The sequence below is a fragment of the Acinetobacter sp. 1424608 genome, from assembly GCF_000588255.1.
Classification (GTDB): domain Bacteria; phylum Pseudomonadota; class Gammaproteobacteria; order Pseudomonadales; family Moraxellaceae; genus Acinetobacter; species Acinetobacter nosocomialis.
The window spans coordinates 38,358-63,826 of record NZ_JFXL01000016.1 but is presented as its reverse complement, the minus strand read 5'-3'; the positions used below and the strand labels follow the sequence as shown (position 1 = coordinate 63,826).

The window sequence follows — 25,469 nt, the reverse complement described above, 5'->3', positions numbered from 1 at the left end:
CATATCAGAATCATTTCTATATTGGGATTGATCAATATAAATTAAAATTTATTGATATTTATCAATATACTGTATACCCCTTAAAAACTTCATACACATTGATAAATTCATCACATTCTATGCAACATCGTCGTGAATTTGATGTTAAGATGACCCGATAAAACAGGCATTACCATGGAAAGGTAAATACCATTAGCGATATTTGTCTGTCCTTGAACAGTTATCCGTTTTTTATGGCTTGTTGCCCCATATCAAAATCAATAGAAATCTAAGGAACAACAATGCTTCAAACTATGATTGCAGATTTCCAGCAACATTTTTGGTTGTATGTCTCTATTCCTTTCATGAGTGGTTTAATTGGCTATGTCACTAAAGTGATTGCCATTCAAATGATGTTCTCACCACTTGAATTTAAAGGTATTAAACCGTTTTTTGGCTGGCAAGGTATCGTGCCTCGTAAAGCTGAAAAAATGGCAACCATTGCTGTTGAACTCATGACAGCCAAGCTGATTAAACCCGAAGAAATTTTTGCTCGCCTTGACCCAAAGCGTATTGCCAAAGAAATTGAAAAACCATTAATGGCAGCAGCAGAAGATATTACGCGTGAAGTCGCGCAAGAGTATCAACCCGGTTTATGGGAAGGTATGCCTGAGTTTGCCCGCCAAAGACTGATCCGTAGAGTGCAATCAAAAGCACCGGAAATTGTCGAGCACATCATGAGTGAAGTGCAACGTGACGTAAATCGATATTTTGATATTAAGCATTTGGTGATTAGCAACTTGCTTAAAGATAAACGTCTACTCAACAATATTTTTAAGCGTGTAGGCAAACAAGAATTTAAATTCTTCAGTAACGTTGGTTTTGTATTCGGTTTTGGAATTGGTGTAATCCAAATGTTGTGCTGGATTATCACACAAGGCAAATACCCTTGGATGCTGCCGATGTTTGGCGGATTTGTAGGGTTCTTTAGTGACTGGATTGCCCTACAAATGATGTTTAGACCGCTCTATCCGAAAAAGATATTGGGCTATACATGGCAAGGTCTATTTATTAAACGACAAAATGAAGTAGCAGCTGACTACGCAGCCTTAATTTCCAAACAGCTTTTAACTTCACGTCATATGATGGAAGAGTTGTTTTCAGGTACTCACTCTGCGCGTGTAATTGAGTTAGTTAACCGCCATGTTAAACAGGAAATTGATATGCAGGCAGGTGTGATTCGCCCACTTGTTGTTTATGCAATTGGCGGCGAAAAATACCAAAATATGAAAACACAGGTTGCTGAACGTATTATGCAACAGCTACCAGAAACGATGAAATATGTTGAGTCGTATGCGGAAGATGCAATGAATATTCGCAGCACTTTAATTGAACGTATGCAAAAATTAACACCATCCGAATTTGAAGGGATGTTGCGTCCCGCGTTCAAAGAAGATGAGTGGGCACTCATTGCAGTAGGCGCCGTACTTGGTTTTGTTGTTGGAGAATTACAAATCCAGTTTATGCTCTAATTTTTAAATATAAAAAAACCGGATGAATTGCTCATCCGGTTTTATTTTGTCTTGAATATTATTTTTCAATTGCATGGTCTAAGCTAATACGTCCAGCACCATGAAGCATCAAGAAAAACAAACCACCTGCCATTGCAAAGTTTTTCATAAAATGGATGCCATTATTATATTGCGCTGCTGCATCAGCACCACCTTGGTGAAACAAGAATGCAGTCAAGATACTAAAGATTCCTAGACCAAAAGCTGCAAAACGCGCTTGGAAACCAAATAACAAAGCTAAACCACCACCGAACTCAACCAAAATGACTAATGGTAGAATTCCACCTGGAACACCCATAGCTTCCATATAACCTACAGTTGCTGCATAACCGGTAATTTTCCCCCAACCAGCAACAAGAAAGATGTAAGCGATAAGAAGACGAGCAACAAGGCTAATGAAACTATCCGCACCTGGTTGCGTTACGATATTTTTGACCACCACATTTGGATTAAACATACAGCCACCTTTATTTAAATGCTTATTTGTTGATGAACTCATTCTAGGTTTGGGACATTGATAATTAAATACTCAAAATCCATATATATCGTTGCACAAATAGGATGATCAATTTGTATATTTTTGATGTTTTATACTGACTTTCGATATGCTCACTGCTACGATTTGAGCACGGTTTACCACTTAGTCATCTCATGGAACTTCTTGATTTTATTCTACACGTTGACCAGCATCTCGCCGAATTTATTACAAATTACGGAGTCTGGATTTATGGCATTTTATTTTTAATTATTTTTGTCGAAACCGGTCTAGTGGTCATGCCGTTCTTACCGGGAGATAGTTTATTGTTTGCAGCAGGTGCTTTAGCGGCATCTACGGGTAAGATGGATCCATGGTTACTGGGTGCTCTACTTTTTATTGCAGCAGTTTTAGGCGACACTGTGAACTATCATATTGGTCGTTTTATCGGTCCACGTGTGTTTGAAATGAATTCCCAACTCATTAACAAACAGCATTTAACCAAAACTCAAGAATTCTTTGCCCGTCATGGTGGCAAAACAATTATTTTTGCTCGTTTTATTCCATTTGCCCGCACCTTCGCCCCTTTTGTTGCCGGTGCTGGTAGTATGAATTATAAGTTTTTCCTGACATACAACCTAATTGGAGCATTCTGTTGGGTGGCTTCTTTTGTAACGTTAGGGTTTTTATTTGGAAATATGCCAGTTGTGAAAGATAACTTTACCCATCTTATTTTCGGCATCATTATTATTAGTGTTTTACCAGGTATTATTGGATTTATCCGCGAAAAATTAAAGAACCGTAAAGCTAACGTTTAAGGGTTCCTTTAGAAGAAACGAAATACCACCGGAAGCATACACAAAATAAGTAACATGGCCGATCCTTTATATAAATGATCGGCTTTTATTTTTTGCATTGAACCCGTTAATAAAGCACGTCCAAAAATCATCCAGAAACTCGCAGCAGGAATAAGGGTCAAAGTAAAAGCAGCAAAGACCATAAGAAAATTTTCGGGCGAATTCCATGTTTCAGCTGGGAAAATACCAGCTGCAAACAGTAAGGACTTAGGATTCTTTAAAGTTGAGAAGAATAGTTGACGTGGGCGAATATTGCGATGGTTCTGGCTAAACTGTTGTAAATGTGTGGTTTTCCATAAACGGAATGCCATCCAGAATACATATAGCACACTCGTAATATGCAAAATGAGTAGCAGCGCCGGCCAAACTGGAGCTGCTAAATGAATAAACACGGCCCAAAAACTGATGCCATAAGCATAGCCTAACCATTGCATTGGAATAAGCCAGAATGTTTTAGATAAACCTTGTGAGTGAGCTGCGGTTGCAAGTAATGCATTTGTCGGACCAGGGATAAGCAAAACAGCCAACATTGCTAATACAAAAAACCAGCTTTCAATCATAAAGTTTCCACATTGATAAAGATGCGGCAACCTTAAACGAAATAGGCAAAATATAGCAAGTTTAATGAGTATATTGACTAGAAAAAATACAGCCCCTTTAAAGTTATATTTTTAAAAAGCTTTTGATTTATATTGATTTTATTATGAAACATTTTGCTAAACTTTATTCATCACAATATGCTTTGATTAGCATATTGTGATTCAAAATTGACTATTATTTCGCCTTTTTACGAACAATAATTGGACAATTCTTAAACTGAGCAGCCTGAACAATTGCCTCTTGTTGCCCCATTACACGTGAAAGTTCAGTGTTCTTGGTTGAAGAAGATTGCCCCATGTTGACAGAGATGGATGGACCGAATCCCCAACCGCCTCGTCCCCAGCCGCCACCAAGTCCAACACCAACGCCCATACCTGTACTTTTTGGAGTCTGTACACCATTGTCGATATATTGTTGAATACGGTTATATTCACTTTGCAGTTGTTGGCAACTCAAAGATTGATACTGTGTCGGAGACACGTAAGTCGGTTTTACCGTCGTGGCACAAGCGCCCAATAGTAAAGTGGCTGCTGCCAAAGGCACAAGATATAAGCCTTTCATCATTTTTCTCTTATCGTTTTGGTTCAATTTCGCTGAACAATGCCTCATAAGATTGAGTCAATTTGTGTTCTGGCGCCAAGTGAGCCAAAGGTAAATTTTTCTGATGTGATTCTTTCATTAAAATTGATGGTGGTAACATGCTATTAAGTACAGGTAAACCTTCATCTTTTAACTGTTGAACCACTTCCCGCGGTAGTTTTGCTTGGGACTGGAACTGATTCACCACAATTCCCTCAATTTCCAAGCGGTCATTATGATCATCTTGTGTTTCGAGAACATTTTCAATCAATGTTTGTAACGCACGTTTTGAAAATACATCACAGTCGAAAGGAATCAGAACTTTATCTGCAGCAATTAAAGCAGACAAGGTAAAAAAGTTAAAAGCTGGTGGTGTATCAATATAAATGCGGTCATATCGTCCAATTAAGCTTTGAATTGAATCACGTAATTTATAAATTTTATGTTTGCTTTCAAGTGCATGTTCAAGAGCACCGAGCGTAGGGCTAGCCGGAAGCACATCTAGTTTTGCAAAAGATGTTGAGTGTACAAAACTGTCGAGATCTTTATTACGAGGGGCTTTTAAAATTGAGCCTATAGCATTACCAATTAGACCTTTTTGTTGATTATTCCCCAGCACATCTTCAAAGAAGTTTTCAATATTTGGTTCTAAAACTGCTTTATCAGCAGCGTATGTTGCCTCTTCACCTAAAAGGTATTGGCTAGAGTTGGCTTGAGGATCAAGGTCGATCACCAAGGTCCTTAAGCCATGTTTGGCACTAATTGCAGCCAAATTTACAGTAATACTTGATTTCCCTACACCGCCTTTTTGGTTAAACACCACACGAGTTAACATGTTTCCCTCTACATATTTTTTTACTGTATGCAGTTTAACCTAGAGCTTAAGCAAAAAGGCAAAGAATGTAGAACAATTAAGCAAAAACCGGTTTCACGATGACCAAAATAATAATGGCAACAAATGCGATTGCACTAATAACCAAACCCGCACGGCGCTGGGCTAATAAAATAGTGTCATCCTTTTTAAAGGCTTTCATTAATGATGATAAGAGCACTAAAAATAAGATAATTTTAGCGTAAAACCACGGCTGGACCTGAAAGTTCTTCATTACCAGTAAAATTGCACCAGTAATAAAAACGACTGTAAAAGATAGATGCTGTAAAGCAACTAACGCTTTACGCCCTGCTGGGTTGGGTTGTTGACCTTGTACACCAATAAACAGTGTAGAAGCGCGTAATACAAAAACCATAAGTGCGGCTGCTACCGCAGTCATATGAATAATTTTAGTGAGTAAATGTGCGTCCATAAACTAAGCCCTTAGCTCTTAGGTGCATGTGCACATTCTGGACTCGCTGGCGCTTGACCTTGCCACTCACTTGGTAAATAAGCGTGAATTGCTAAAGCATGGATTTGTCCCGGATTCATTAAATCAGAAGCCAAGGCATAAACTTTTTGATGACGTTGAACCAAACGCAAGCCGTTAAACTCTTCACTCACCACAATCACTTTAAAATGTGATTCTTTACCTGGAAAATATCCACCGTGGCCAGCAGACTCATTAATAACTTCTAAATGGCTAGGTGCAAGGGTTTGTAACCGTTCAATCAACTGTTGTTCAAGGCTCATAGCTTTTCCTTTTACGATTATTCGTATATTTAGACCTAGTATACCCTGTCTACACACAAACAAAAGTTGCTCTTGTACGCTTTGACTTCAAACAAAATGTCTATTTATTCGGCAACTTATCAATAAAAACGGCTCTAAATACTCATTTCTGTTTTTATTTTATGCAATCAGCATAATTATTTGCATAAAGTTGTTGACCCTTGTTTTGCTTAATGTATTATAAGCGGCACGCGGGAATAGCTCAGTTGGTAGAGCATAACCTTGCCAAGGTTGGGGTCGCGAGTTCGAGTCTCGTTTCCCGCTCCAAATTGGTTTTTTTTGAGAAAGTTTTAGTAAAAACTGCTCATATATGCGGGAATAGCTCAGTTGGTAGAGCATAACCTTGCCAAGGTTGGGGTCGCGAGTTCGAGTCTCGCTTCCCGCTCCAAATTGGTTTTTTTTGAGAAAGTTTTAGTAAAAACTGCTCATATATGCGGGAATAGCTCAGTTGGTAGAGCATAACCTTGCCAAGGTTGGGGTCGCGAGTTCGAGTCTCGTTTCCCGCTCCAAATTGGTTTTTTTTGAGAAAGTTTTAGTAAAAACTGCTCATATATGCGGGAATAGCTCAGTTGGTAGAGCATAACCTTGCCAAGGTTGGGGTCGCGAGTTCGAGTCTCGTTTCCCGCTCCAAATTTAAAAGGCCCTAGTCAAAAGACTGGGGCTTTTTTCTTTTTATCGATCCTTATTTTTTACTTTATCAATTCACAGCATAACTTACTGAGAAGAACCTGGTTCAAGTCCAACGAAAGTCTTTCTAGCTTCTACCCGATTCACCTTTTTAAATTGCCAGTTACATCCATTTAATTATATTTACAAGGTGTCGGCTTCATTGGATGCATAGATATACACGGCAATAATTGGAAACAGTCCATATTAAAGCGTTCTATATGGTGGCTCTGCTGTAAACATATGGAAAAGATAAAATTGCAGTCATAGATATGACTTTGAAAATAATAATGTTCTGTTTTTTGAGCATTATGAGTTGCATCAAAAAACTTTATATGTTCAGAAAAGATACGGAAATTCAGCTTCTTTAAATGGCTACTCATTCCTTGACCAGTACATTTAATATAGGCTTCTTTCAAGGTCCATATTTGAAAAAACCGCTGATATACGCTGAATGGGTCAATCGGTTCATTTTCCTGAATCCACTCTATTTCACTTAGGTCTAAAACGCTATCAACCCGCTTCCATTGGAACTCTCGATTCACTCATTCAACATCAACACCAATTTCCCCTTCTTCAGTCACAGCAAGGACAATAACGTCCGCTGAATGACTAAGATTAAAATAAATCGTCTTACTACCTTGTACAAAAGGTTTGCCGTTCGGTTGTAATTGAATATTGACTTGATGTGCTGAAATACCCAGCTTATCTGCTAGAACAGACTTCGTTAAGACACGAGAAATTAAGAAAAGACGCGCTGCCTGAGGAAGATATTGATCATATCTCAACTTTTCTGCGGCATTGAGAAAGCTGAGATAATGACTCAATATGAGATGATTATCTGGTACCCGTGAAACTGGGCAAATATAAACCTGCACTTGGGGTATATCAGACATCACTAAGTTGTGCTGTAGTACTGATATACTTTGTTAGAACTGGTGTGAGGTAGTCATAAACCGCTTCTACATGGGTAATGTGTGGATTATGACCTGCACCAGCGATGATATGTACAGGAATATCAGGACTTATTGGAGTAACGATTGGATTTTTCTCTCCAATAATAATCTCGACTTTAGATCGAAGCTCATTGAGCAGAGTAGTTTGAGCGGCTCGTTGCTGTGGCAAATTAACGAGATGCATATACTCGCTAATATGCTTAGATACTGGTACACGGCATAATGAATCCATCGCATAGTCCACTGACGGATTTTTTTGTCCATCTGGATGTAGATCTTTAGCAATGATATCTTTCGGCACAAAGCGGAAAATTAAATTAGAGATGGCCTGTATTTGGAATATTTTAGCAGCCCGCGCCTGAACAAGATAAGGTGATATCAGGATAAGGCGAGCAACTTTATCTGGATATTTCTTTGCAAGATTCAATGCGAAAAGACACCCTAACGAGTGAGCAATCACAACACTATTTGGTGCTAAAAGCTTTGAAGCAACATCAATAAATTGATGGTTGTTATCTTCCATTATCTCATAACTACCAGAACGCCCAAGTCCCGGTAGGTCCATCATAGCGACCTGATCATATGTAATTCTATTGATGATTGGAGACCAGCATGCACTATCAAATGGGATTCCATGTAAAAATAATGCAGAAGCTTTTTCTGAACTAAGCGACTGTTTAATATAGGTTTCTGTCCAATATCGACTCTGATAGCTGAAACGACTCGGTATAGCTACTTGCATATGACCAAAACGTGTGAGTACCAGACGATCAATCCAGTGAGAGAAATAAGGAGTAGTATTGATTAGATCAGCAATCCCCATCTTCGTTGCCATCATCACTGTTTCAGCGACTTGATAGTTTTCATTAGAAATAAAAGCAAGTTGCTCTTTGGAGCTATCAAGCAATACTTCAGGTAATTTCTCGAGTAGAATTTTAGGGAGTTGCAAATGTGGTGTACTCACTCCTAAATACTCGGCAGCCAGATGGATCAGGTGATGAAATTTCGGCGTCGCAGGATCGAGCAGCATATACTCCTGAGCAATGGTTTCAGGATAAAACATGGTGCGGATTAGGAAGCTTACAATATATTGCATATTACAAAGTGGTAAGAATGTGTCACGGCCACCAGGCAGTGCCATCAGTCGTCCCTGATATAACTTACCAATCATTTCGGCAATACCAATATATTGCATATCGCCATAACGATAGAAACCATCAATAACTGTAGCAGGATGTATTGCAGTCCATGGCACATTTAAACGCTTACAAGCCTCAATGAAAGCCTGATGACCTAAAAGTTTCGAAGCCTCATAACCGCCGTATTTACGATATAAATCATCAGGTGAACCTTTCGGTGGAGAAACCATGCGGTATCCACCAATCCAGATGAATCGCTCAAGCTGTTTTAATGTTGCCGCCCACTCAATCAAGGCAAGGCCTGATTTTACATTGGTAAGTTGAGCATCAGCTTTACTAATTCCCCAACTAAATGATGCAGCCAAATGATAAATAACATGGATCTTCGTTTGAGTATCCGCTAATAGAGAGTCCAGCTTAAAATCACGGCTTAAATCATATTCAACAAAAGAAATAGAGGGATCAATCAGCCCTTCTTTTGCAATGAAATCTAATAGTTTTTCTTTCTTGGTTGGAGTATTACGCAGTGCAGCGATTACTTGATGACCTTGACGTAAAAGTTCAACAACTAATCTGCTTCCAATAAAACCAGCTGCACCTGTTACTAATATAGTTTTCCGTGAAAAATTATCTTTTTTTGCTTTATTTAAATTATCCATAAATCACCTTATTAGGGATTGCGAGCTCCAGTATTACTTGAAGCGGATTATCTTAAAAATTATATCGAATCTGGGCATATACCAGACTGTTATCTCTAAATTGTCCAAACACAGTATCATTTCTGCCCCAGAAGCGATCGCCACCTGCATTCAGCTGCCAGTGATCATTGAGGTTGTAATTAATACGTACTCTTAGTAACTCATTCGGTTTGGGCGAAAAATAGAACCCTGTTACTTCTAACTTTAAATTGTCATTCAGCAGGTTAAGTGCATAGCGCAGCATAGCTCCATACTGATTTTGCTGATATTGATCACTAATTGTTTGCTGATAACGGTAAACTTCTCTCAATAATGGATCTGTCAAGCTATCGGCAGACCTTACGTCCTCTGTATGTTTGTACACACCCATTAAGCTTAGCGTAGTATTTTTTAATGACCATTCGGGTCCCATGACCACGGTTAAATTATTTTTCTTATGCGTAAGATCTTCGCTGCCATCCGAGTCAGTCTTTGTATATGCAGCTTCACCACGCCACACGATATCGTTACGGTTATAACTGAAATCAATCCCATAGACAGACATAGGATTATTTTTCAATTGTAACGTTGCTCCTGTTGAAGATAACGACTGCAATGACAGATCAGGCATGTGATCTAAACCTGAAAAATACGATGCACCTACATCTAGACCATCTACGGAATAATCCCAACGCACTGCAAACGCAGGACGGCTCTTACGGTCTATGTCATACTGAACACCAGCAATCTGACGCAATGGAATCACATCTGAACGGCTACGCGGATACCATAATGCCGTCCATTTATTAGTTCCAGATTCAGGAATATACGTCAATTTGAGTGCGTCATTTCCAAGACGTTGATCTGTCTCATCTGGCACTAGACGCGTATAGTCACGAGGCGAGAGATTATCCGTTGGGTTAATCCCATCAGCTCTCCCCCAGACCACAATCTGGCGACCAAAGTCGAAATAAAACGTTTGATCCCAGTTATAAGATGCATACAACTCACGTAAGTTGCGATTCACCTTACTCACCTGATCCGGATTTACAGTATGGTCCGTTTCGTCTCCAATATTTATATCGTAATGGATCTTAAACGCTGGGTTAAACTTAAGCGTACCATTGGACCAGAAACTTGCTTGCCCAATATTTTTTAACGAACTTAAATCACGATCTGATGACCACGCATCGAGTCTGACCGAGTTCTGGCTTACAAAACTAATTTCGCTGTCATCTGCATAAGCATGTTGCAGTAGCATAAAGCTACTACAGCATGCAAATACCCAATAGGCACCTTGCGTCATTTTTCAAGGCTCTGCGGTGAGAAAAGCTTATCGGATAAAGTTTTTTCTGCGACAAAATCATTGACGATCACTTGCGTCATATGTTGAGTTTGCAAGTTTTTCGCCATAGATTTCATAGCCTGCCATCTTGGTTTCACTTTGCCGTAAGGACGGATATCGGTGAACTCAATGTGCTTTAACGGCTTACCTGCGGTATCCCAAATGTCGATGGTTGCTGTAACAAAGTTGTCTTTGAGTATGCACATGCGACGTTTGCTATAACCAAAGTCACTCTTCACCGTATTATTGATTGGCGTTGCTTCAATCATGTAGCAATCTTTACCATTAAATTTGCCATCTGCCAGTTTCGTGTACTTCCAGTCACTGAGCTTATAGCCAAGTACATCACCATAACTAAAATCGGTACCAATAAAAGCATCGCCCTTATTCGCTGATGCTAGTCGACGTACTTTTTTCAATGCAGGCAAATAGACAAACATGCTATCACTGCCTTTTGCATTTTCAATCAACAGTGTCGTAGTGCCTTGGACATCCGCTGGCGAGATGAACTCAGTCAAACGCATATTGTTCTGAGTATTTCCAGCAAGCTTAGTCATATTTTTAGTCATACGTACACGTTGCTCACCATTTTTAGACGTCAGAATAAATTTGGCGCTAGCAGTTGAAGACAAGAACTTAGAGGCATCATCACTACGATTAACAATGTCTTGAGCCTCATCTGCATGTGATGTTTTAGGTAGTGAAAAAGTAAGTGCCGTACCCAACAAAAGGCTTGTCACGACAGTTTGTGCAACAGGAATGCTCTTCTTATTTGAAGAAAAGATAAAACGTGGTTTTAGCATCAAAATCATTGTAGGTACCATAATTAAGGTTGCAAATACACTGAAAAGCATCGCAATCACAATAAACAGCGCTAGCCATTGATGTACGTGGAAGCCCTGTGATAAGGACAGTACACCATAACCACCAGCAACCGCAGTCGCGACGAAAAGAGAAGCCTTACCAGCTGTACTTAAGGTTTTACGAACAGCATCTTTGATATCTCCGCCTTCTTCACGCAAGATTTCACGCAAGCGATAGAGGAAGTAGATGGCGTAATCCGCACCGATACCAACAGCCATAGCCGAGATGAGAGAATTTGGAATATTGAGGGGAATATTGAGCCAACCCATTACCCCAAAGATCGCAAGAATTGAGAATAAAAGGGGTGTCAGAACGATCAGCCCAGCTGAAAGTGAGCGGAAGACCAAAGCTGATATAAAGAAGACGGCAAATGAAATTTGTAGAATATTCATGAGTTTGCCGTGGACCATTGTTTCAGTTAAAGCAATAGTCTGAGTCACGTCACCCCCAAAACTTACTACAGCTTTATCACCGAATTGACCTGCCATATAAGTTTTTAGAGATTCAAGGATTTCTGTAATGCGATGATTACTACCTGTTTTCATCAGAATCGTAATCTTGGCATATCGCTGAGTGGTATCAATGTAGGAATCAAAATCCGTCGGCTCACCAGACATTGAATACAACAGTAAATACTGAGCGACAACATCTTTGGTTGCAGGAACCTGAAATGCCTGTGGCTGATCGGCATTCATGGCCTGATTCATCCGTTTGATATAGTCCACAATAGAGATTGTTTTACCGACCTCTGGAATTGAATTCGCGAACTTTTCTGTATTATCAATTGCTTTGAGAATTTCAGGGTTTTCGATACCATCACGAACTTTAGTATCGACCATAATGTAAAGGCTATTTGTTCCACCAAGAGACTGATTCAAAAATCTGTCGTCTTTCTGCATTGGCAGGTCACGCGAGAAGAAATTTCGACTATCGTTATCTACTACAATACGGCTGGGGCCGATAGCAAGTAAGACACCTACTACCGCAATCGCAGTCATTAACATCATTCGCGGACGAACTGACAAAATAGCATCACCAATACGGTTTGGAATCCAATCCCATATCGGTAGACCTTTACGTTTGACCTTCGTAGCAGAAGGTGGTGGCAACATCGAGCGCAGTGCCGGAATAAAAGTCATCTCAATCACGAGTGTACTAATGATCCCGATCCCAGTAAAAATACCGAATGAACGAATAGTCGGAATATTGAAAGTTAACAGGGAGAAGAACCCAGCCGCTGCAATTCCGCCAGCCAATATCATAACAGGACCAACACGGACCAGAGATTGAACAACAGCTTCACTATTGGCAGCTTTAGGCTCCATCCCTTGAGCAAGCAAACGGTCAAAGTCTTCGTAGTACCGCTTTAACAACTGTACGGCATGACCTGCTGCGATGGCCAAAATCAAAATTGGTGTAGGCGAGTTAAAAATATCCATCGGCTGTTTAAATAGGCCCATCATGCCCATACCCCATGCCACAGACAGCAAAGCTGTAACGAGTGGCAAGATCAACCCCTGCTTACTGCGAAATGCTTCAAAGTGCAATAAACCTATCACCAACACAGCAATTGGGAACAAGATATTGATACGCTTAGAATAATCTTCAGCTTTATCGAGATAGACGGGATTGCCACCAACACTGATGGTCATATCTTTAGATTGTTCGCTCTCTACAATTTTGTTGATTGGAGCCATCATCTTCTGGAAGCCTTCCGGGCTTTCCTCAAGCTCAAGCAAAATTGCAGCAGTTCTTTGATCTTTAGATACGACTGAATTCATATAGGTCGGGTTCATTGCCAACATTTTTTTCAAATGATCTATATCGTCCTGAGTTACAGAACTGGTTGGCAATAATTTCTTGGCATCAAACCCTTCCGAATTAGCCATGATCCCTTTGGCTTGGCGTGCAGCCAGACTCATCATCGTAGAACGAACTACGCCAGGTGCATTGTCAACTTCCTCGGTAATATGTTTAACTTTTTCTAATACTTGCGGCTGATAAATATCACCTTGTTTCGGTGTGATGCCGATCACGACCATATACTTGGAACCGAATTTCTTTTCGATCAGTTTGGTCGAGGTGATATAAGGATGCCCATTAGGTGCAAGTGCGCCCGGATCAATAATAATTTTTACGCCCGATGCGAGATATGCCAAGACAATCGTTAAGAGCATGACTACGGTCAGCACAATACGGCGATGGCTGAGAATCCAACGCGCATATTTTTCCATCACTGGATGAGTCTTTTGAAGTGGTGTTTCGATCTCGTGTGATTTTTTATCGGCCTCTTGTGCTGGCTCTTCAATCTCTTGTGATGGCTTCTCGATCTCCTGCGATAGCTTCTCGATCTCTTGCGACGGTTCTTCGATCTCCTGTGCTTGCTGACTCACTGCCTCATAGGTTCCACCCTTTTTGGCCAGTGCTTGGAGATTAATAAGATCTTTCTTGAACTGGGCAAGAACCATCTTTTTTAGCAGTGCATCGGGAAAGACACCAAAAAAGCCGCCTGGTTCCGCCACAAAAAGCCACTCAATCCATGTACCTTCTGGATGCGGTTTAAAGTGGTAAGTACCCGTATAAAGAAAAGGTCCTTCTAGCACTTGAAAGGCATATAATTCGTTGGGTACCAGATGTGTAATTTCACCTTTAAAGGCCAACTCACGACCAGCAAAGGTCAAACTGATTTCATACCTACTGCCCACACGCGGAGTATTATCTAGCAGCTCAGAATGCTTACATGACAATTGCCAGCTTGCATCATGACCCGGGTTGGCAAGATATTTAAAGACGTTATCAATATCGCCTGGTATGAGGAAAGCATGTTCTATGGTCACCATAGTGGTTCTACCTTCTTATATTTTTTATGCAGGAACTGGATACATCTGATCAATTGTCTGGGCCACAGCCGCCACGTTCTCAGCGAACATAATCGATGAATGGTCACCAGGCAGATCCACTTGTGTAAGCGTATCTTTGATCAGTTGATCCCAACCGAGGCTTTCCCCGAAATCTTCCATCTCATCTTTAGCCTTGACCAAGAGGATCGGAAAATCTTCAGGTTCTGGGAAATAGGTCTGGAGTGCGACGCCATTAGCCAAATAAGTGTCAAAGTAAAGTCGGAAATCTGATGGATTAGCATCCAAAGGTATAACATTGATAGCTTTAGCTTCTTTAAGCACATGGTCAAACATGTGATCTGAACTTAATTCGCGCAAGTATTGCGCTGGGATCGTCAACTTTTTCCCATAAGGGACAGCTAAATCACGAGCAAACCAAGACAAGAGCATGGCATCATCGGCATCTTCAGGTACATTTTCTGGAATTGGAGCACGAGTATCGATCATGACAATCCCTGTGACCTGCTGCCCCATTTGACGCAACTGACGACTGATCTCGTATGCAATCGCACCACCAAAGCACCATCCACCGAGGAAATAAGGCCCCTGAGGCTGCATCTTTTGCATTTCAGCAATATAGAGTGTCGCCATTTCTTCAATGGCTACTTCAGCAGCATCAGCTTCAATCAATCCTGGAGACTGAATAGCACGTAAAGTACGATTCGGATTGAGATGACGCGAAAGCTCCATATAACAGAAAGTACTACCACCAATCGGATGGAACAGCCACAACGGTTGTTCATAGGTTCCACGACGTAATTCGATTACGATGGAAGGTTTGATTTCTTTATTTTCACGGATGATCTCGCCTAAACTTTCTACAGTGGAGTACTGTGCTAGTAAGGCAACTGATAATTCGGTACCAAATACCTTCTTGAGATGATTGACAAGCTTCACCGCAAGTAATGAATGCCCGCCTAACTCAAAGAAATCATCATGTATACCCACTCGCTTAACTGACAAAATCTGCTCAAAGGTCGTACATAGCTCGATTTCGATCGAATCTCGTGGTGCAACATAATCATTGCTCTGCTCAAACACTGGCTCAGGGAACGCCTTACGATCTATTTTGTTACTACCCGTCATTGGAAATTCATCCAATTGGATAAACGTACTTGGCACCATATAAGCTGGGAGATGGATTTGCAGGGTCTTTTTCAACCCTGCCATATCAATCTCAGACCCTGTCACATAGGCCACCAGTTTCTGATCGTTGTCGGCAGTGGTCTTAACTAATACTACGGCATCTGTAATACCATCGATCTGTTTAAGAACATTCTCAATTTCACCCAGTTCAATACGGAATCCACGGATCTTGACTTGGAAGTCCAGACGTCCGTGATGGGTCAAACGCCCATCCATACGCAAACAGACTTTATCTCCAGTACGATAAAGTCGACCGGCATTTGGTAGAGATGGCAAGGTTCTGAATTGTGCATCTGTCAAATCAGGTCGTTGCCAGTAATCAATTGCTAGGCCATCGCCTCCAATCCAGAGCTCTCCCATAACACCGCGTGGGACCAACCGCTGTTGTTCATCAAGAACATAAAGCTGGGTGTTCGCCATTGGCTGGCCTAAATCAATCAATTTTGAATCGGTGATATGAGCTGCACTGGACCATACTGTAGTTTCGGTCGGACCATAGATATTCCAGAGACAACTTACTTTGCCCAAAAGTTTTTCTGCAAGTATAGGATCGAGTGCCTCGCCGCCACTAATTGCAGTCATACCCGGAATACCGTTCCAGTCGCTATCTAAAAGCATTTTCCAAGAGGCTGGTGTTGCCTGCATAATATTGATCGACTTCGCCTGCATATAGTCCACCAGCAAGTTACCATCTAGCGATACCTCACGTGGGCAGACGTGTACCACACCGCCATACATCAACGGAATCAATAGCTCAACAACCGAAATATCAAAGGCATAAGTTGTAATCGCCAATAACTGCATATCTGGCGTTGCTTGCAGCCTATCATTCACAGACAGCAAGAAATTAGCCATTGAAGGATGCCCAATACGCACGCCTTTGGGCTTCCCTGTCGAACCTGAGGTGTACATCACATAAGCGGTATCACCAAAGGCAAGTGTCTCACGCACTTGCTCAAGGGGTACAACACCAGCTCGATTAATATCTAAACGAGGCACAGAAACATTAACAGCATCCATTAACTCAGCTTGAGTCAAGATGACTTTAGGTTCAGCGTCTTCTACGATGTTATGCAGACGTTCTCTTGGGAAACTAGGATCTAATGGCACATATGCTGCTCCTGCCGCCCAAATTCCGAGGATTGCAGCAGGCAATAGCGTAGTACGGTCTAACATCAGACCTACACGATCACCATTGGTAATATTGTGTGCACGCAAATATTCAGCGATACCAGCGATATGCTGACCTAACTCATGATAGCTGACATCATGATCTCTGCAGGTCGTAGCATAGTTGTCACCACGCTCGTCAATCTGCTTCAGAATCATTGCCAATAAATCATGCTTAGAATAGTCCGTAACCTGACCATGTAGATAGCCTAGCTGGATGTTATTCGCATAACTAGGAGCAATATCTAACTCAATGAGCTTACGCTCAGGATGGGTCACCATCTCCGATAGTATGATTTGCAGCAGTTGCACCATATTTTCGGCAGACTCTGCAGAGAATATTTCGGAATTGTATTTCAGTACACCAACCAATTCACCCTGATATTCACCCCCCATTTCCAGCATAATGTCTAATTGACCTTCTTGCTGGCGAACTGGAAAGCTTCCTAAAGTCAGGTCTTGACCAACTAATGTAGCTGGATTCTGGATTGGTAAGAGTAGTTCCTTAAACTCATCCATGCCGCCTAGACGTTCCCAGAACATTCCCACCTGAGCCAATGGGTTAATACTGCCATCGCGCTTTGGTGAGACAGCCTCAACTACTCTAGAAAAGGCAACTTTTTGATGTTTTAGGCTTTGTTTTAATTGTTCTTGGACCTGTTGCGTAAATTGGCGTAATGTTTGATCAGCATCAATGTCTACATGAAGAGCTATTGTATTGACAAATTGCCCAAGCGCATTACGCAAAGAACGCTCAAGCCTACCTGCTACTGCTGTGGCAATAACTAGATTATTTTCATTTGATAGTTTGTTCAGTAGGATATAAAAGCCAGATAGTACAAGACCAAACAATGTGATCTCATAATCTTTCGCCAAGCTCACAAGCCCAGATGATACTGACTCAGGCACACGGAAAATCACCGAGCTACCTTTATGTTGCTGCACAGCTGGACGTGGGTAATCAAGCGGAATACTATGCACATGTGGTGCGTGCTGTAACGCATTTTTCCAGAAAAGTAGGCTTTCATCATCATCGTCGGTCGCATTGTTCTTCTGCTTATCCGCATACTGTGCGAACTCAATTCCGTCTACCGCATTTGACTCTGTAATTAGTCCAAAGCGCTTGCAGACATCACGCAGCAACAGACCAATTGACCAGAAATCCATTAAGGCATGATGAATCACAACTGCGACCACATAATGATTCTGACCACGTTCATAACAATGAATACGCCACAATGGTGGTTGAGTCAGGTCAAATGGTTGCTTGGTATCTTGTTCAACCAATTTTGTCAAATCAGAAGCTTCAACATGTCGAGCATCAGTGAAAATAATATTAGGATACACGCGATCCCAGATAAGTTGCTCAATCCCCTGTTCATTGGCAGGCATGCTTACACGCAATAGCGGGTAATCATCCATCACCGCTTCCAAAATCTCCATCGGTTTGTTGCCTAATGGTTGATTGACCTTTACATCAAAGGCCACCACCATATTGTAGGCACTGCAAGTTGGCTCAAAACGTTGGATATACCAAATACCAAGCTGCTCTGCAGAAATCGCGTGACGTGACAGAATTTTTGGCTCTAGGTGTGCAATGTTATTCATGAAGCAACTCCCTGTTGCAACTCAGAAACAAGATATTCGGCCAATGTATTAATTGTTGGGTAATCCCATAGTAATGTCGGCTCAAGCTCCAGTTTTGTCAGATCTTCTAAATCCCCAGAGACAGACAAAGCAACGATCGAATCAAGACCATAACTGGTAAATTTTTGCTCTGGATCAATCGTCTCAGGCTCTACACGCATTTCTTTGGCTACTAGTGTACGAATGATCGCGCTCCAGTAAGCTTTATCCTTATTCATGGGGTAATCTCCTCTTTAACTGGTTTGGCATCGCGCGGTGCCAATGCAAAATCGATAACAGATAACATATGGTTAGTTGAAATTCGGTCTAGCAAATCTGCCAATGTGCTTTCACGTACTGATGCCATAGGAGGAGATGACTCTCCTTCATCGGTATTTAAGAAAATGATCAGCCATGCACCATCCTGCAAAGCAGGCCTTAAACCATGACGGTTAAAAACCCAGAAACCCAGCACAGCAATGCGGGCAAACAGCTCGGCGTAGCCACGGGCAAGGCTAAAGCGCAGCGTTTCAAATTCGTTGCTTTTCTCAGAGTTTGAAAAGTAATCCTGAATTTTTTGATCCAATGAGCGCTGTTCAACAAGCAACTGGTTTGCTCGCTCACGTAGTGTAGAAAGCGTTTGGGCAGACAATCCTGCTGTGACATCGGTATTGTTGAGCATTTCGATGATTGTCCCGAGCGACTCCATTACCAAGTCACCATCTCGGTTAAAAATCTCCAGCTCACGAAAATCAATAGCACCTGTCTCTACCTGCAAGTCATACAACTGGCGATAGCGTGCTTTAGCTTCGGCTTGATTGAGTTGATCGGCTTTTTTACTACGACCTTTATTGGCAGACTTGAGCTGAAAACTCAGGCTGTCTAGACAGACGGTACTGCTACCATCAAATACACTAACAATCAGATGGTCTCTGAATGCTTTTTGGTACATTCCATCAGCATATGCATTTCTTAAGAAAAAACGTGAGCCAAGCACTGAAGAAGTGATCTTGGCAAGCGACTCTACATACTCAGGTACTACGACCTTGACGATTGGTGACCATGTACTGAATTGATTGATACAAACATGTAATCCACGCGCACCAACGAGTGATAACACCTCAGCCGCTAAAAGATAAGCATAGGCGGTGGCGAGTTGCTCACGCACTAGCGGAATGTTTATCACTTTTTTGTTATATAACTCGCGCTCAATAGCAAATTCGGTCGCGATACGTAGCATCGTGTCACCCGCTCCGAGCGAGAAACTACTGCAATATGCACGTGTTACCTGTAGCGTCTTGAGACCAAGCTCCAAGCCCTGGCCTTCTTCACCGATTAGAGCGTCTTTGTGAATTTCAGCATTATTAAAACCAATACCGCTAATATCTAGACCACGCATACCCACTGTTGGCAGACGGTTCAGGCTATACGTTCCTTTCGAAGCCATTTGACGCTTATCGAGCCAGAATGCACTCAAACTACGCGGTCCACGATCATTCGATGTTTTAGCAATCAGACTTAAAGAGTCACCTAAAGTGGCGCGATTGATCGACCATTTTTCGCCATTTAAGACATACTTGCTTTCACCAGATTGTGCAGTCACTTCACTAGATAACAGATCTGCACCATGTGCTTTTTCACTATAAGCTAGTGCTGGCGCAGCACCACTTAAAATTCGGTTAGCGATGTTTTGACATTGATTCGCATTACCACCGATCCATACGATCACAGACCAAGCATTCGTACTATAGGTCGAATTGATGGTTAGATCGCGTCGTGCTAACACACGATGCAGATATAACAACTCTTCACCAATTTCCATGCGCCCCCCAAGTTCTGAAGGTACATAGAAACGGTTCATACCCACCGCATTCAGAAAATCAACAGCACGCTGAGGATACTGTTCCTTTTCATCACGCTCGATGGCAGCGGACCAAGAAAAATCATTGTTGGTATCATGTACGGAGCCTAAAATTTGCTCCAGACGAGCAGCAGATTGAAACTGCCGCAAATTGGAAGTAAGTGACATGAATTTTCACTCAAATGATTAAAGGGTAAGGGTTAAAACAAAGCACTTTTCAGACGATTAAAAATCAGCGTGCGCACTTCACGTTCCTTGATCATTGAGTTGAGTAGATTGGAGCTATAACGAATCAACTGCCCCCGCTGCTCACGATCACGGATGACTTCTAAACTGTTCTTGATATAATTTCGAGCAATCACCGTTCTACGGTTTGGATGGGTCAAACAGACCAGCTGACCTCGCTCGATCTGTTCTTTAATTTTTCTTCTTCTAATTTTGCCGCTAGTCGTTTTATTTATTCGGCCTTGATGCAATAAATAGCCCCCTTCTACAGGCAAGCCAATATCAGCTGCCACTTGTTCTTTAACCTGAGTCCTGATGTTTTCAAAATTAAGAGTTTTGTTTAATGATTTCTTCTTGATCTCAAGTACAACCGTAACACCCTCAGAATCAGCAAAATTTACTGCTGCAACACAGCCTTTACGAACAGCAGGATGTGCCATTTCAACAGAGCATTCGATATCTTGTGGGTAATAGTTTTTGCCACGGATAATAATTACATCCTTAAGACGGCCAGTTACATACAGGTCTCCATCTTTGATAAAGCCCATATCACCCGTTCTTAAGTAATATTCTTTACTTGGCTGACCTGCTTCATCAAGGATCGTTGCTTCAAAGGTTTCCTGATTGATCTCAGGCTTCTGCCAGTAGCCTGCGGTGACACTCTCTCCTGCTAGCCAGATTTCACCAACTTCATGAGCTGCTACTTCTTTATGGGTATGTGGATTAACTATACGGCAATCAATGTGCGCCGAGATCTTGCCACAGCTCACCACTTGTACCGCGGTCTGATCCTGACTGGTTTGTACCAAGTGGGCATTCAACTTATCACGATCAAGAGAAATTGCATTGAGAGGTCCAGTCATACCACTGACTAAGAGCGTCACTTCCGCCAAGCCATAGCATGGCAAGAAAGTATCTAGTTTCAGTTTGGACTGAGTATTGAACTTCTCCATGAAACGCTGCATGACATGCGCTTTGATTGGTTCCGCACCGTTAAATAGTACACGTACGCGGCTCAGATCAAGCGTTGCTGCGTCTTCATCTGAAATACGATGCAAGCACAACTCATACGCAAAGTTTGGACCACCACTGATCGTGACGCCTTTTTCACTAATAAATTGTAGCCATTTAAGCGGCTTACGTATGAAGTCCAGAGGCGACATTACATAACAAGTTAGCCCCACATACACGCTCTGCAAAACCGAGCCGATCAATCCCATATCATGATAAACAGGCAACCATGTAAGGCCGATATCATCAGGTTGTGTACAAAAAGCTTCCGTAATCATGGCTTCATTTGCCATAATATTTTTGTGGGTAACAATTACACCTTTAGGCCAACCGGTCGATCCTGAAGTGTATTGAAGGAAACAAACATCATCTGCATCAATATAAGGAAAATCCTTTTCCACCAAGTCTCGCTGAAATTCCGTATCAACAGCATGTAGTATTAAACTTTCATTTTGAGCTTTTAATGTAATTAGGCCAGATAACTCAAGAATCTTTTTTGTTGTGAGCACGATTTTTGGCTCACAGTCATTCATAATATTCAAAATATTAGAAAAACCATTGCGATTAAACGGCAGGCTAACTGGTACTGCGATAATTTTAGCTTTCAGACAAGCAAAGAACGATACGATAAAGTCTAGCCCCGGTTCGAACAGCAAGACTGCACGATCACCACTGTCTACAAGGTTCATTAATATCTGAGCTTGGTGTTGAACTCGCTTATTCAGATCTGCATACGTTAGAGATTGAATCCCACCAGATTGGCGTCCCAAATACTCAAAAGCAGTCTTACCCCCATTTAGGTTCGCGTGGGATTCCAAAGTTGCAATGATATTATCCGTACACATTACAGCCATAACTTACTCCGATTAATTATAATTAACCCTTAAAACCTGCTGATTCAGAAATTAATTTCTAGTTGGGGGTTTTAATAAAAATGAATATACTTTTTCTTTAAAATATAAATTCACATTATATTTTATGCACAAGTGTCCTTTATTACACCTGTAAGGGTTTACAGGTTAGATGTTACTTATTGAAAAATAAGAAGCTAAAATATTTTTAAAAATTATTTTTTATCCAGTTATATAGTTTAAGAACTTTTAAATAATTAAAAAGCGACCATTCTTTGATCTACTTTTAGATACTCTTAAGTAAAATTTTTTAATCTTCAGATCATTACTTAGTTTTTCTTCTGCTGCGTTTGTTTTAATTTTTTTAGTTTCTATATGAGATATAATTTATAGTTCTTTTAAAGATAAATTATCAAATAATATCAACTCTCGTATAATTTTACTTTTAAGATTAAATTATTAATACCGCCTACTTAATTTTATTTCAGATAATTAAAATTTAATTTATACATTACTATAATAAACTATAAATAATTTTATTTAAAATAATAAACTTATTCCTTACTTTAAATTCATAGATTAACTTTTTAAAATAAAAACTTAAGATACACATTATAAAAATATTTAAATAAATATCATATAATTATTTATTTTATAATACCCTATATTCTTTATATATCTTTTTACAAAAGTCCCAGCATTACTGCTCGAATAGCTGCTGAAATTTTATTATTTACATTTAATTTTTGCATCGAGTTACAAAGATGAAAATTTACAGTTCTTTCAGTAACCCCAATAATCTGAGCAATCTCTGCTGAGGTTTTACCCTCTGCTGTCCAACGTAAAGCTTCTTTTTCTCGGTTCGTTAAATAAAGGTTGAACTGAGAGAACTCTACATCATTGACAATTTTAGCAATGTTGGAATGCACTGTTTGAGTCAACCAATACATATTTGTATATTGTGCTTTTTGCTCTTTTTCTGATAATTGATCGGTGGATCTTGCTAGTGTTAACATCCCTCTCGTCCCAATAAAATCACGACTTGACTGAGCCCAACCGACATTTAAACCATAAGAACGCGCCTCTTCCCAGAAATCTTTTTCTTCTTGTGTTTTTGCATTTTGACTCGACCAGACAAGAGGTTGAAGTGATACCATACAATGCTGCACAGTAGGGTCTACCTTCACGTAACGTTGTTCTATATAGCGCTTTTGCCATGCCTGAGGATAATTATTCAACATAATTGTTTTTGGTTCAGCAATAGATAGCGGTGACTGCATACCATAAGCACAATAATCAAATCCAAGCTTTGACGCTGTAGATTTGACTACTTCAAACAATTCATCTTCATTTTTTACGACCAAAAATGCTGATAATAAATCCTCTTGCCAACTTTCCATTTGCTCTCATTAGGCTCCATTCAGAAATTATTTTTTGTTCAGTTATCTCTAGTGAATCCAAATAATTAAATTGAAGCGTAGGGCTATTTTTTTACCTTTATTTCAATAGAACTCTACAAAAATCTAAAAGATTATGAGGCTGTCAAAATATTTCCACTACTTCATCTTCTTTTATTACTTTCTCAATTGCAGATTTTGAACTCATCATCCAATTAACAACACTTTTAAGCCCAAATGGTTGTAAATTATTCAGATAAACTAAATTTCTGAAAGCCTTTAAGGTTGTTATATTCAATATACAGATTATGCTTGAAAAAATTAAATTTTACAGGATGCATTTTATTCCAAAAAACATAGTTTTTAAAATAAAAAAACAATGCTCATTATTTAATCTTGAAATTATATTTTATTAATTTAATTAAATAATACATTTCAACAATGACCCAAGAAATATAATTTTACCAATCATTATATATTCAAACTAAAAAAATAAATAATTATTTAGCAAATCAAATAATTACATGGTGGCTTATTTTAGTTAAAACTATTGTTTTAATAACAAGTATAAAAGCCACCTAAAAAAGCTAAAAAAAGTAAGTCAATTGAGCATTGTCAAAAGCATTTTTTATATTATAACTACAAGATAATCATTTTTTACTTTAGCCAACCTTAATACTTGAATAATCTTCCAATAAGAATAGCTTAACGATATAGGGCATCAAATTATATTTAACCTGTTAAACATAACAGTATTTAATTGGCAATAATTTATGGTATTTATCAAAAGATTTCTATTTCAGGGTACTTGAACAGGTAGCATGGCCAACATTACCCCTCATTTTTCAATTTCGACAGATGGTTTTATTCGTATGAATGAGAACCAACTCATAAATTACCCTTTTCAACACGTTGTATCTATCGTTGAATCAACCCAAATTGAAAAATCTCAAATTGTTTATTATGGTTTTACTGAATGGGCGACATTAAAAACTCCTGCTTTAAGTACAGGATGGGACTGGGAATTTATTGAACAAAACGGTTTTGTTACTTTAAAACGAACTGGTCTGCCTAGAAGCAATATTATGATTGTTGATATATCTGGTACAGATATTGGATTTGATAGCACTGAAACATTAATCAAAAGGAAGATAGATACTTTGTTCTGGGAACAGTTCATTTATGCTCAAATCAATACAAGCTTAATCAAGTCTAAAGTAAGTCTGAATTTCTCTTAGAAACCTGTAAATTTTTACAGTTACCGCCTTTCCAGCTGTTCAGTAAAGTCACATCAAAAATAAGTGGAAGCACTTGTAGTGAATATTATTGCTGGATTTCAAAACAATTTTTCAGAAGGCTTATATAGCAAATTTAAAAGTTACCGTTATAAGGTATTTGTTGAGCATTTAGGATGGGAGTTAAACTGCCCACATAATGAAGAACTCGATCAATTTGATAAAGTCGATACAGCTTATGTGGTCGCTCAAGATAGAGACTCTAATATTATTGGCTGTGCCAGATTACTACCTACGACTCAACCGTATTTACTTGGTGAAATATTTCCTCAATTACTGAATGGAATACCTCTCCCGTGTTCCCCAGAAATTTGGGAATTATCAAGATTTTCAGCCGTAGATTTTTCAAATCCGCCTACAACAGTAAGTCAAGCAGTGTCATCGCCAGTTTCAATTGCAATTCTGCAAGAAGCGATTAACTTTGCAAGAGAACAAGGGGCCAAACAACTTATTACGACCTCTCCTCTGGGTGTAGAGCGTTTATTACGTGCTGCTGGTTTTCGTGCCCATCGTGCAGGCCCACCAATGACGATTGATGGCTATTCTATGTTTGCCTGTTTAATTGATGTGTAATGGTTTAAAGGTTAACTCTTGTCTCTCGGACATGAGTTAACCT

The 25,469-nt window shown here is 40.1% G+C and carries 18 protein-coding genes, 4 tRNA genes and 1 pseudogene; 8 read left to right on the top strand and 15 right to left on the bottom strand.

Annotation, left to right across the window (positions count from 1 at the left end):
* Window positions 1-293: 293 nt before the first annotated feature.
* A complete protein-coding gene (locus tag J678_RS18245) occupies window positions 294-1,511 on the top strand; it encodes a DUF445 domain-containing protein (protein ID WP_171057494.1) in 1,218 nt (405 codons plus the stop codon).
* 58 nt (window positions 1,512-1,569) lie between these two features.
* Here the strand turns inward: J678_RS18245 and J678_RS18240 are convergent, their stop codons facing one another.
* Window positions 1,570-2,007, bottom strand: coding sequence for a DoxX family protein (locus J678_RS18240; protein ID WP_004711072.1), 438 nt, complete (start codon window positions 2,005-2,007; stop codon window positions 1,570-1,572).
* Window positions 2,008-2,201: 194 nt separating this feature from the next.
* On the opposite strand from J678_RS18240, the gene J678_RS18235 reads away from it, so the two are divergent.
* Window positions 2,202-2,843, top strand: a complete 642-nt coding sequence (locus J678_RS18235) for a DedA family protein (protein WP_031956084.1) — start codon at window positions 2,202-2,204, stop codon at window positions 2,841-2,843.
* An 8-nt stretch (window positions 2,844-2,851) separates the two neighbouring features.
* Here the strand turns inward: J678_RS18235 and J678_RS18230 are convergent, their stop codons facing one another.
* From J678_RS18230 to J678_RS18210, 5 genes are all read right to left on the bottom strand, one after another.
* On the bottom strand, window positions 2,852-3,442 hold the full coding sequence (locus J678_RS18230; protein ID WP_004883927.1) for a LysE family translocator: 591 nt from the start codon (window positions 3,440-3,442) through the stop codon (window positions 2,852-2,854).
* A gap of 214 nt (window positions 3,443-3,656) precedes the next feature.
* Entirely contained in the window at window positions 3,657-4,043 is a 387-nt protein-coding gene (locus J678_RS18225; protein WP_004711075.1) for a hypothetical protein, read from the bottom strand.
* Between the two features lie 10 nt (window positions 4,044-4,053).
* Complete coding sequence (locus J678_RS18220) at window positions 4,054-4,896, bottom strand: ParA family protein (RefSeq protein WP_002054248.1); 843 nt, start codon at window positions 4,894-4,896, stop codon at window positions 4,054-4,056.
* A 76-nt stretch (window positions 4,897-4,972) separates the two neighbouring features.
* Window positions 4,973-5,365, bottom strand: coding sequence for a SirB2 family protein (locus J678_RS18215; RefSeq protein WP_002054236.1), 393 nt, complete (start codon window positions 5,363-5,365; stop codon window positions 4,973-4,975).
* Between the two features lie 11 nt (window positions 5,366-5,376).
* Entirely contained in the window at window positions 5,377-5,685 is a 309-nt protein-coding gene (locus J678_RS18210) for a BolA family protein (protein ID WP_000051228.1), read from the bottom strand.
* A gap of 230 nt (window positions 5,686-5,915) precedes the next feature.
* On the opposite strand from J678_RS18210, the gene J678_RS18205 reads away from it, so the two are divergent.
* The 4 genes from J678_RS18205 to J678_RS18190 all read left to right on the top strand — a co-directional run bounded on the left by J678_RS18205 (window position 5,916) and on the right by J678_RS18190 (window position 6,354).
* Window positions 5,916-5,991, top strand: a tRNA-Gly gene (locus J678_RS18205).
* Between the two features lie 45 nt (window positions 5,992-6,036).
* A tRNA-Gly gene (locus J678_RS18200) sits at window positions 6,037-6,112 on the top strand.
* Window positions 6,113-6,157: 45 nt separating this feature from the next.
* Window positions 6,158-6,233 (top strand) — tRNA-Gly (locus J678_RS18195).
* 45 nt (window positions 6,234-6,278) lie between these two features.
* Window positions 6,279-6,354, top strand: a tRNA-Gly gene (locus tag J678_RS18190).
* A gap of 170 nt (window positions 6,355-6,524) precedes the next feature.
* Here J678_RS18190 and J678_RS0104485 read toward each other — a convergent pair.
* From J678_RS0104485 to abaR, 9 genes and pseudogenes are all read right to left on the bottom strand, one after another.
* A pseudogene (locus J678_RS0104485) lies at window positions 6,525-7,286 on the bottom strand (4'-phosphopantetheinyl transferase family protein).
* Complete coding sequence (locus J678_RS18185; RefSeq protein WP_031956085.1) at window positions 7,279-9,144, bottom strand: alpha/beta fold hydrolase; 1,866 nt, start codon at window positions 9,142-9,144, stop codon at window positions 7,279-7,281. The pseudogene J678_RS0104485 and the gene J678_RS18185 overlap by 8 nt, the downstream one beginning before the upstream one ends.
* A 52-nt stretch (window positions 9,145-9,196) precedes the next feature.
* Window positions 9,197-10,468 (bottom strand): hypothetical protein, encoded by a 1,272-nt coding sequence (locus J678_RS18180; RefSeq protein ID WP_031956086.1) that lies wholly within the window; start codon window positions 10,466-10,468, stop codon window positions 9,197-9,199.
* Window positions 10,465-14,211 (bottom strand): outer membrane lipoprotein-sorting protein, encoded by a 3,747-nt coding sequence (locus J678_RS18175; RefSeq protein WP_032027424.1) that lies wholly within the window; start codon window positions 14,209-14,211, stop codon window positions 10,465-10,467. The genes J678_RS18180 and J678_RS18175 overlap by 4 nt, the downstream gene beginning before the upstream one ends.
* Before the next feature lie 24 nt (window positions 14,212-14,235).
* A complete protein-coding gene (locus tag J678_RS18170) occupies window positions 14,236-18,195 on the bottom strand; it encodes a non-ribosomal peptide synthetase (protein ID WP_031956088.1) in 3,960 nt (1,319 codons plus the stop codon).
* Entirely contained in the window at window positions 18,192-18,452 is a 261-nt protein-coding gene (locus tag J678_RS18165; protein WP_002054205.1) for an acyl carrier protein, read from the bottom strand. Before J678_RS18165 ends, J678_RS18170 begins: the two co-directional genes overlap by 4 nt.
* Window positions 18,449-20,224 (bottom strand): acyl-CoA dehydrogenase, encoded by a 1,776-nt coding sequence (locus J678_RS18160; protein ID WP_079377502.1) that lies wholly within the window; start codon window positions 20,222-20,224, stop codon window positions 18,449-18,451. The genes J678_RS18165 and J678_RS18160 overlap by 4 nt, the downstream gene beginning before the upstream one ends.
* 50 nt (window positions 20,225-20,274) lie before the next feature.
* The gene (locus J678_RS18155; RefSeq protein WP_031956090.1) at window positions 20,275-22,164 is read right to left on the bottom strand and encodes a fatty acyl-AMP ligase; all 1,890 of its coding nucleotides are present in this window, start codon (window positions 22,162-22,164) and stop codon (window positions 20,275-20,277) included.
* Window positions 22,165-22,844: 680 nt separating this feature from the next.
* Window positions 22,845-23,561 (bottom strand): LuxR family transcriptional regulator AbaR, encoded by a 717-nt coding sequence (abaR, locus tag J678_RS18150; RefSeq protein ID WP_031956092.1) that lies wholly within the window; start codon window positions 23,559-23,561, stop codon window positions 22,845-22,847.
* An 818-nt stretch (window positions 23,562-24,379) separates the two neighbouring features.
* On the opposite strand from abaR, the gene J678_RS18145 reads away from it, so the two are divergent.
* A complete protein-coding gene (locus tag J678_RS18145) occupies window positions 24,380-24,796 on the top strand; it encodes a DUF4902 domain-containing protein (RefSeq protein WP_050456665.1) in 417 nt (138 codons plus the stop codon).
* Between the two features lie 63 nt (window positions 24,797-24,859).
* A complete protein-coding gene (gene abaI, locus J678_RS18140; RefSeq protein ID WP_079377154.1) occupies window positions 24,860-25,426 on the top strand; it encodes an acyl-homoserine-lactone synthase AbaI in 567 nt (188 codons plus the stop codon).
* Window positions 25,427-25,469: the final 43 nt, after the last annotated feature.

What these genes read in the sequence shown, in the direction of transcription:
- J678_RS18245 (WP_171057494.1), top strand. Translation starts at nt 294, where the DNA reads ATGATTGCAGATTTCCAGCAACATTTTTGGTTGTATGTCTCTATTCCT.
- J678_RS18240 (WP_004711072.1), bottom strand. Translation starts at nt 2,007, where the DNA reads ATGTTTAATCCAAATGTGGTGGTCAAAAATATCGTAACGCAACCAGGT.
- J678_RS18235 (WP_031956084.1), top strand. Translation starts at nt 2,202, where the DNA reads ATGGAACTTCTTGATTTTATTCTACACGTTGACCAGCATCTCGCCGAA.
- J678_RS18230 (WP_004883927.1), bottom strand. Translation starts at nt 3,442, where the DNA reads ATGATTGAAAGCTGGTTTTTTGTATTAGCAATGTTGGCTGTTTTGCTT.
- J678_RS18225 (WP_004711075.1), bottom strand. Translation starts at nt 4,043, where the DNA reads ATGAAAGGCTTATATCTTGTGCCTTTGGCAGCAGCCACTTTACTATTG.
- J678_RS18220 (WP_002054248.1), bottom strand. Translation starts at nt 4,896, where the DNA reads ATGTTAACTCGTGTGGTGTTTAACCAAAAAGGCGGTGTAGGGAAATCA.
- J678_RS18215 (WP_002054236.1), bottom strand. Translation starts at nt 5,365, where the DNA reads ATGGACGCACATTTACTCACTAAAATTATTCATATGACTGCGGTAGCA.
- J678_RS18210 (WP_000051228.1), bottom strand. Translation starts at nt 5,685, where the DNA reads ATGAGCCTTGAACAACAGTTGATTGAACGGTTACAAACCCTTGCACCT.
- J678_RS18185 (WP_031956085.1), bottom strand. Translation starts at nt 9,144, where the DNA reads ATGGATAATTTAAATAAAGCAAAAAAAGATAATTTTTCACGGAAAACT.
- J678_RS18180 (WP_031956086.1), bottom strand. Translation starts at nt 10,468, where the DNA reads ATGACGCAAGGTGCCTATTGGGTATTTGCATGCTGTAGTAGCTTTATG.
- J678_RS18175 (WP_032027424.1), bottom strand. Translation starts at nt 14,211, where the DNA reads ATGGTGACCATAGAACATGCTTTCCTCATACCAGGCGATATTGATAAC.
- J678_RS18170 (WP_031956088.1), bottom strand. Translation starts at nt 18,195, where the DNA reads ATGAATAACATTGCACACCTAGAGCCAAAAATTCTGTCACGTCACGCG.
- J678_RS18165 (WP_002054205.1), bottom strand. Translation starts at nt 18,452, where the DNA reads ATGAATAAGGATAAAGCTTACTGGAGCGCGATCATTCGTACACTAGTA.
- J678_RS18155 (WP_031956090.1), bottom strand. Translation starts at nt 22,164, where the DNA reads ATGGCTGTAATGTGTACGGATAATATCATTGCAACTTTGGAATCCCAC.
- abaR (WP_031956092.1), bottom strand. Translation starts at nt 23,561, where the DNA reads ATGGAAAGTTGGCAAGAGGATTTATTATCAGCATTTTTGGTCGTAAAA.
- J678_RS18145 (WP_050456665.1), top strand. Translation starts at nt 24,380, where the DNA reads ATGGCCAACATTACCCCTCATTTTTCAATTTCGACAGATGGTTTTATT.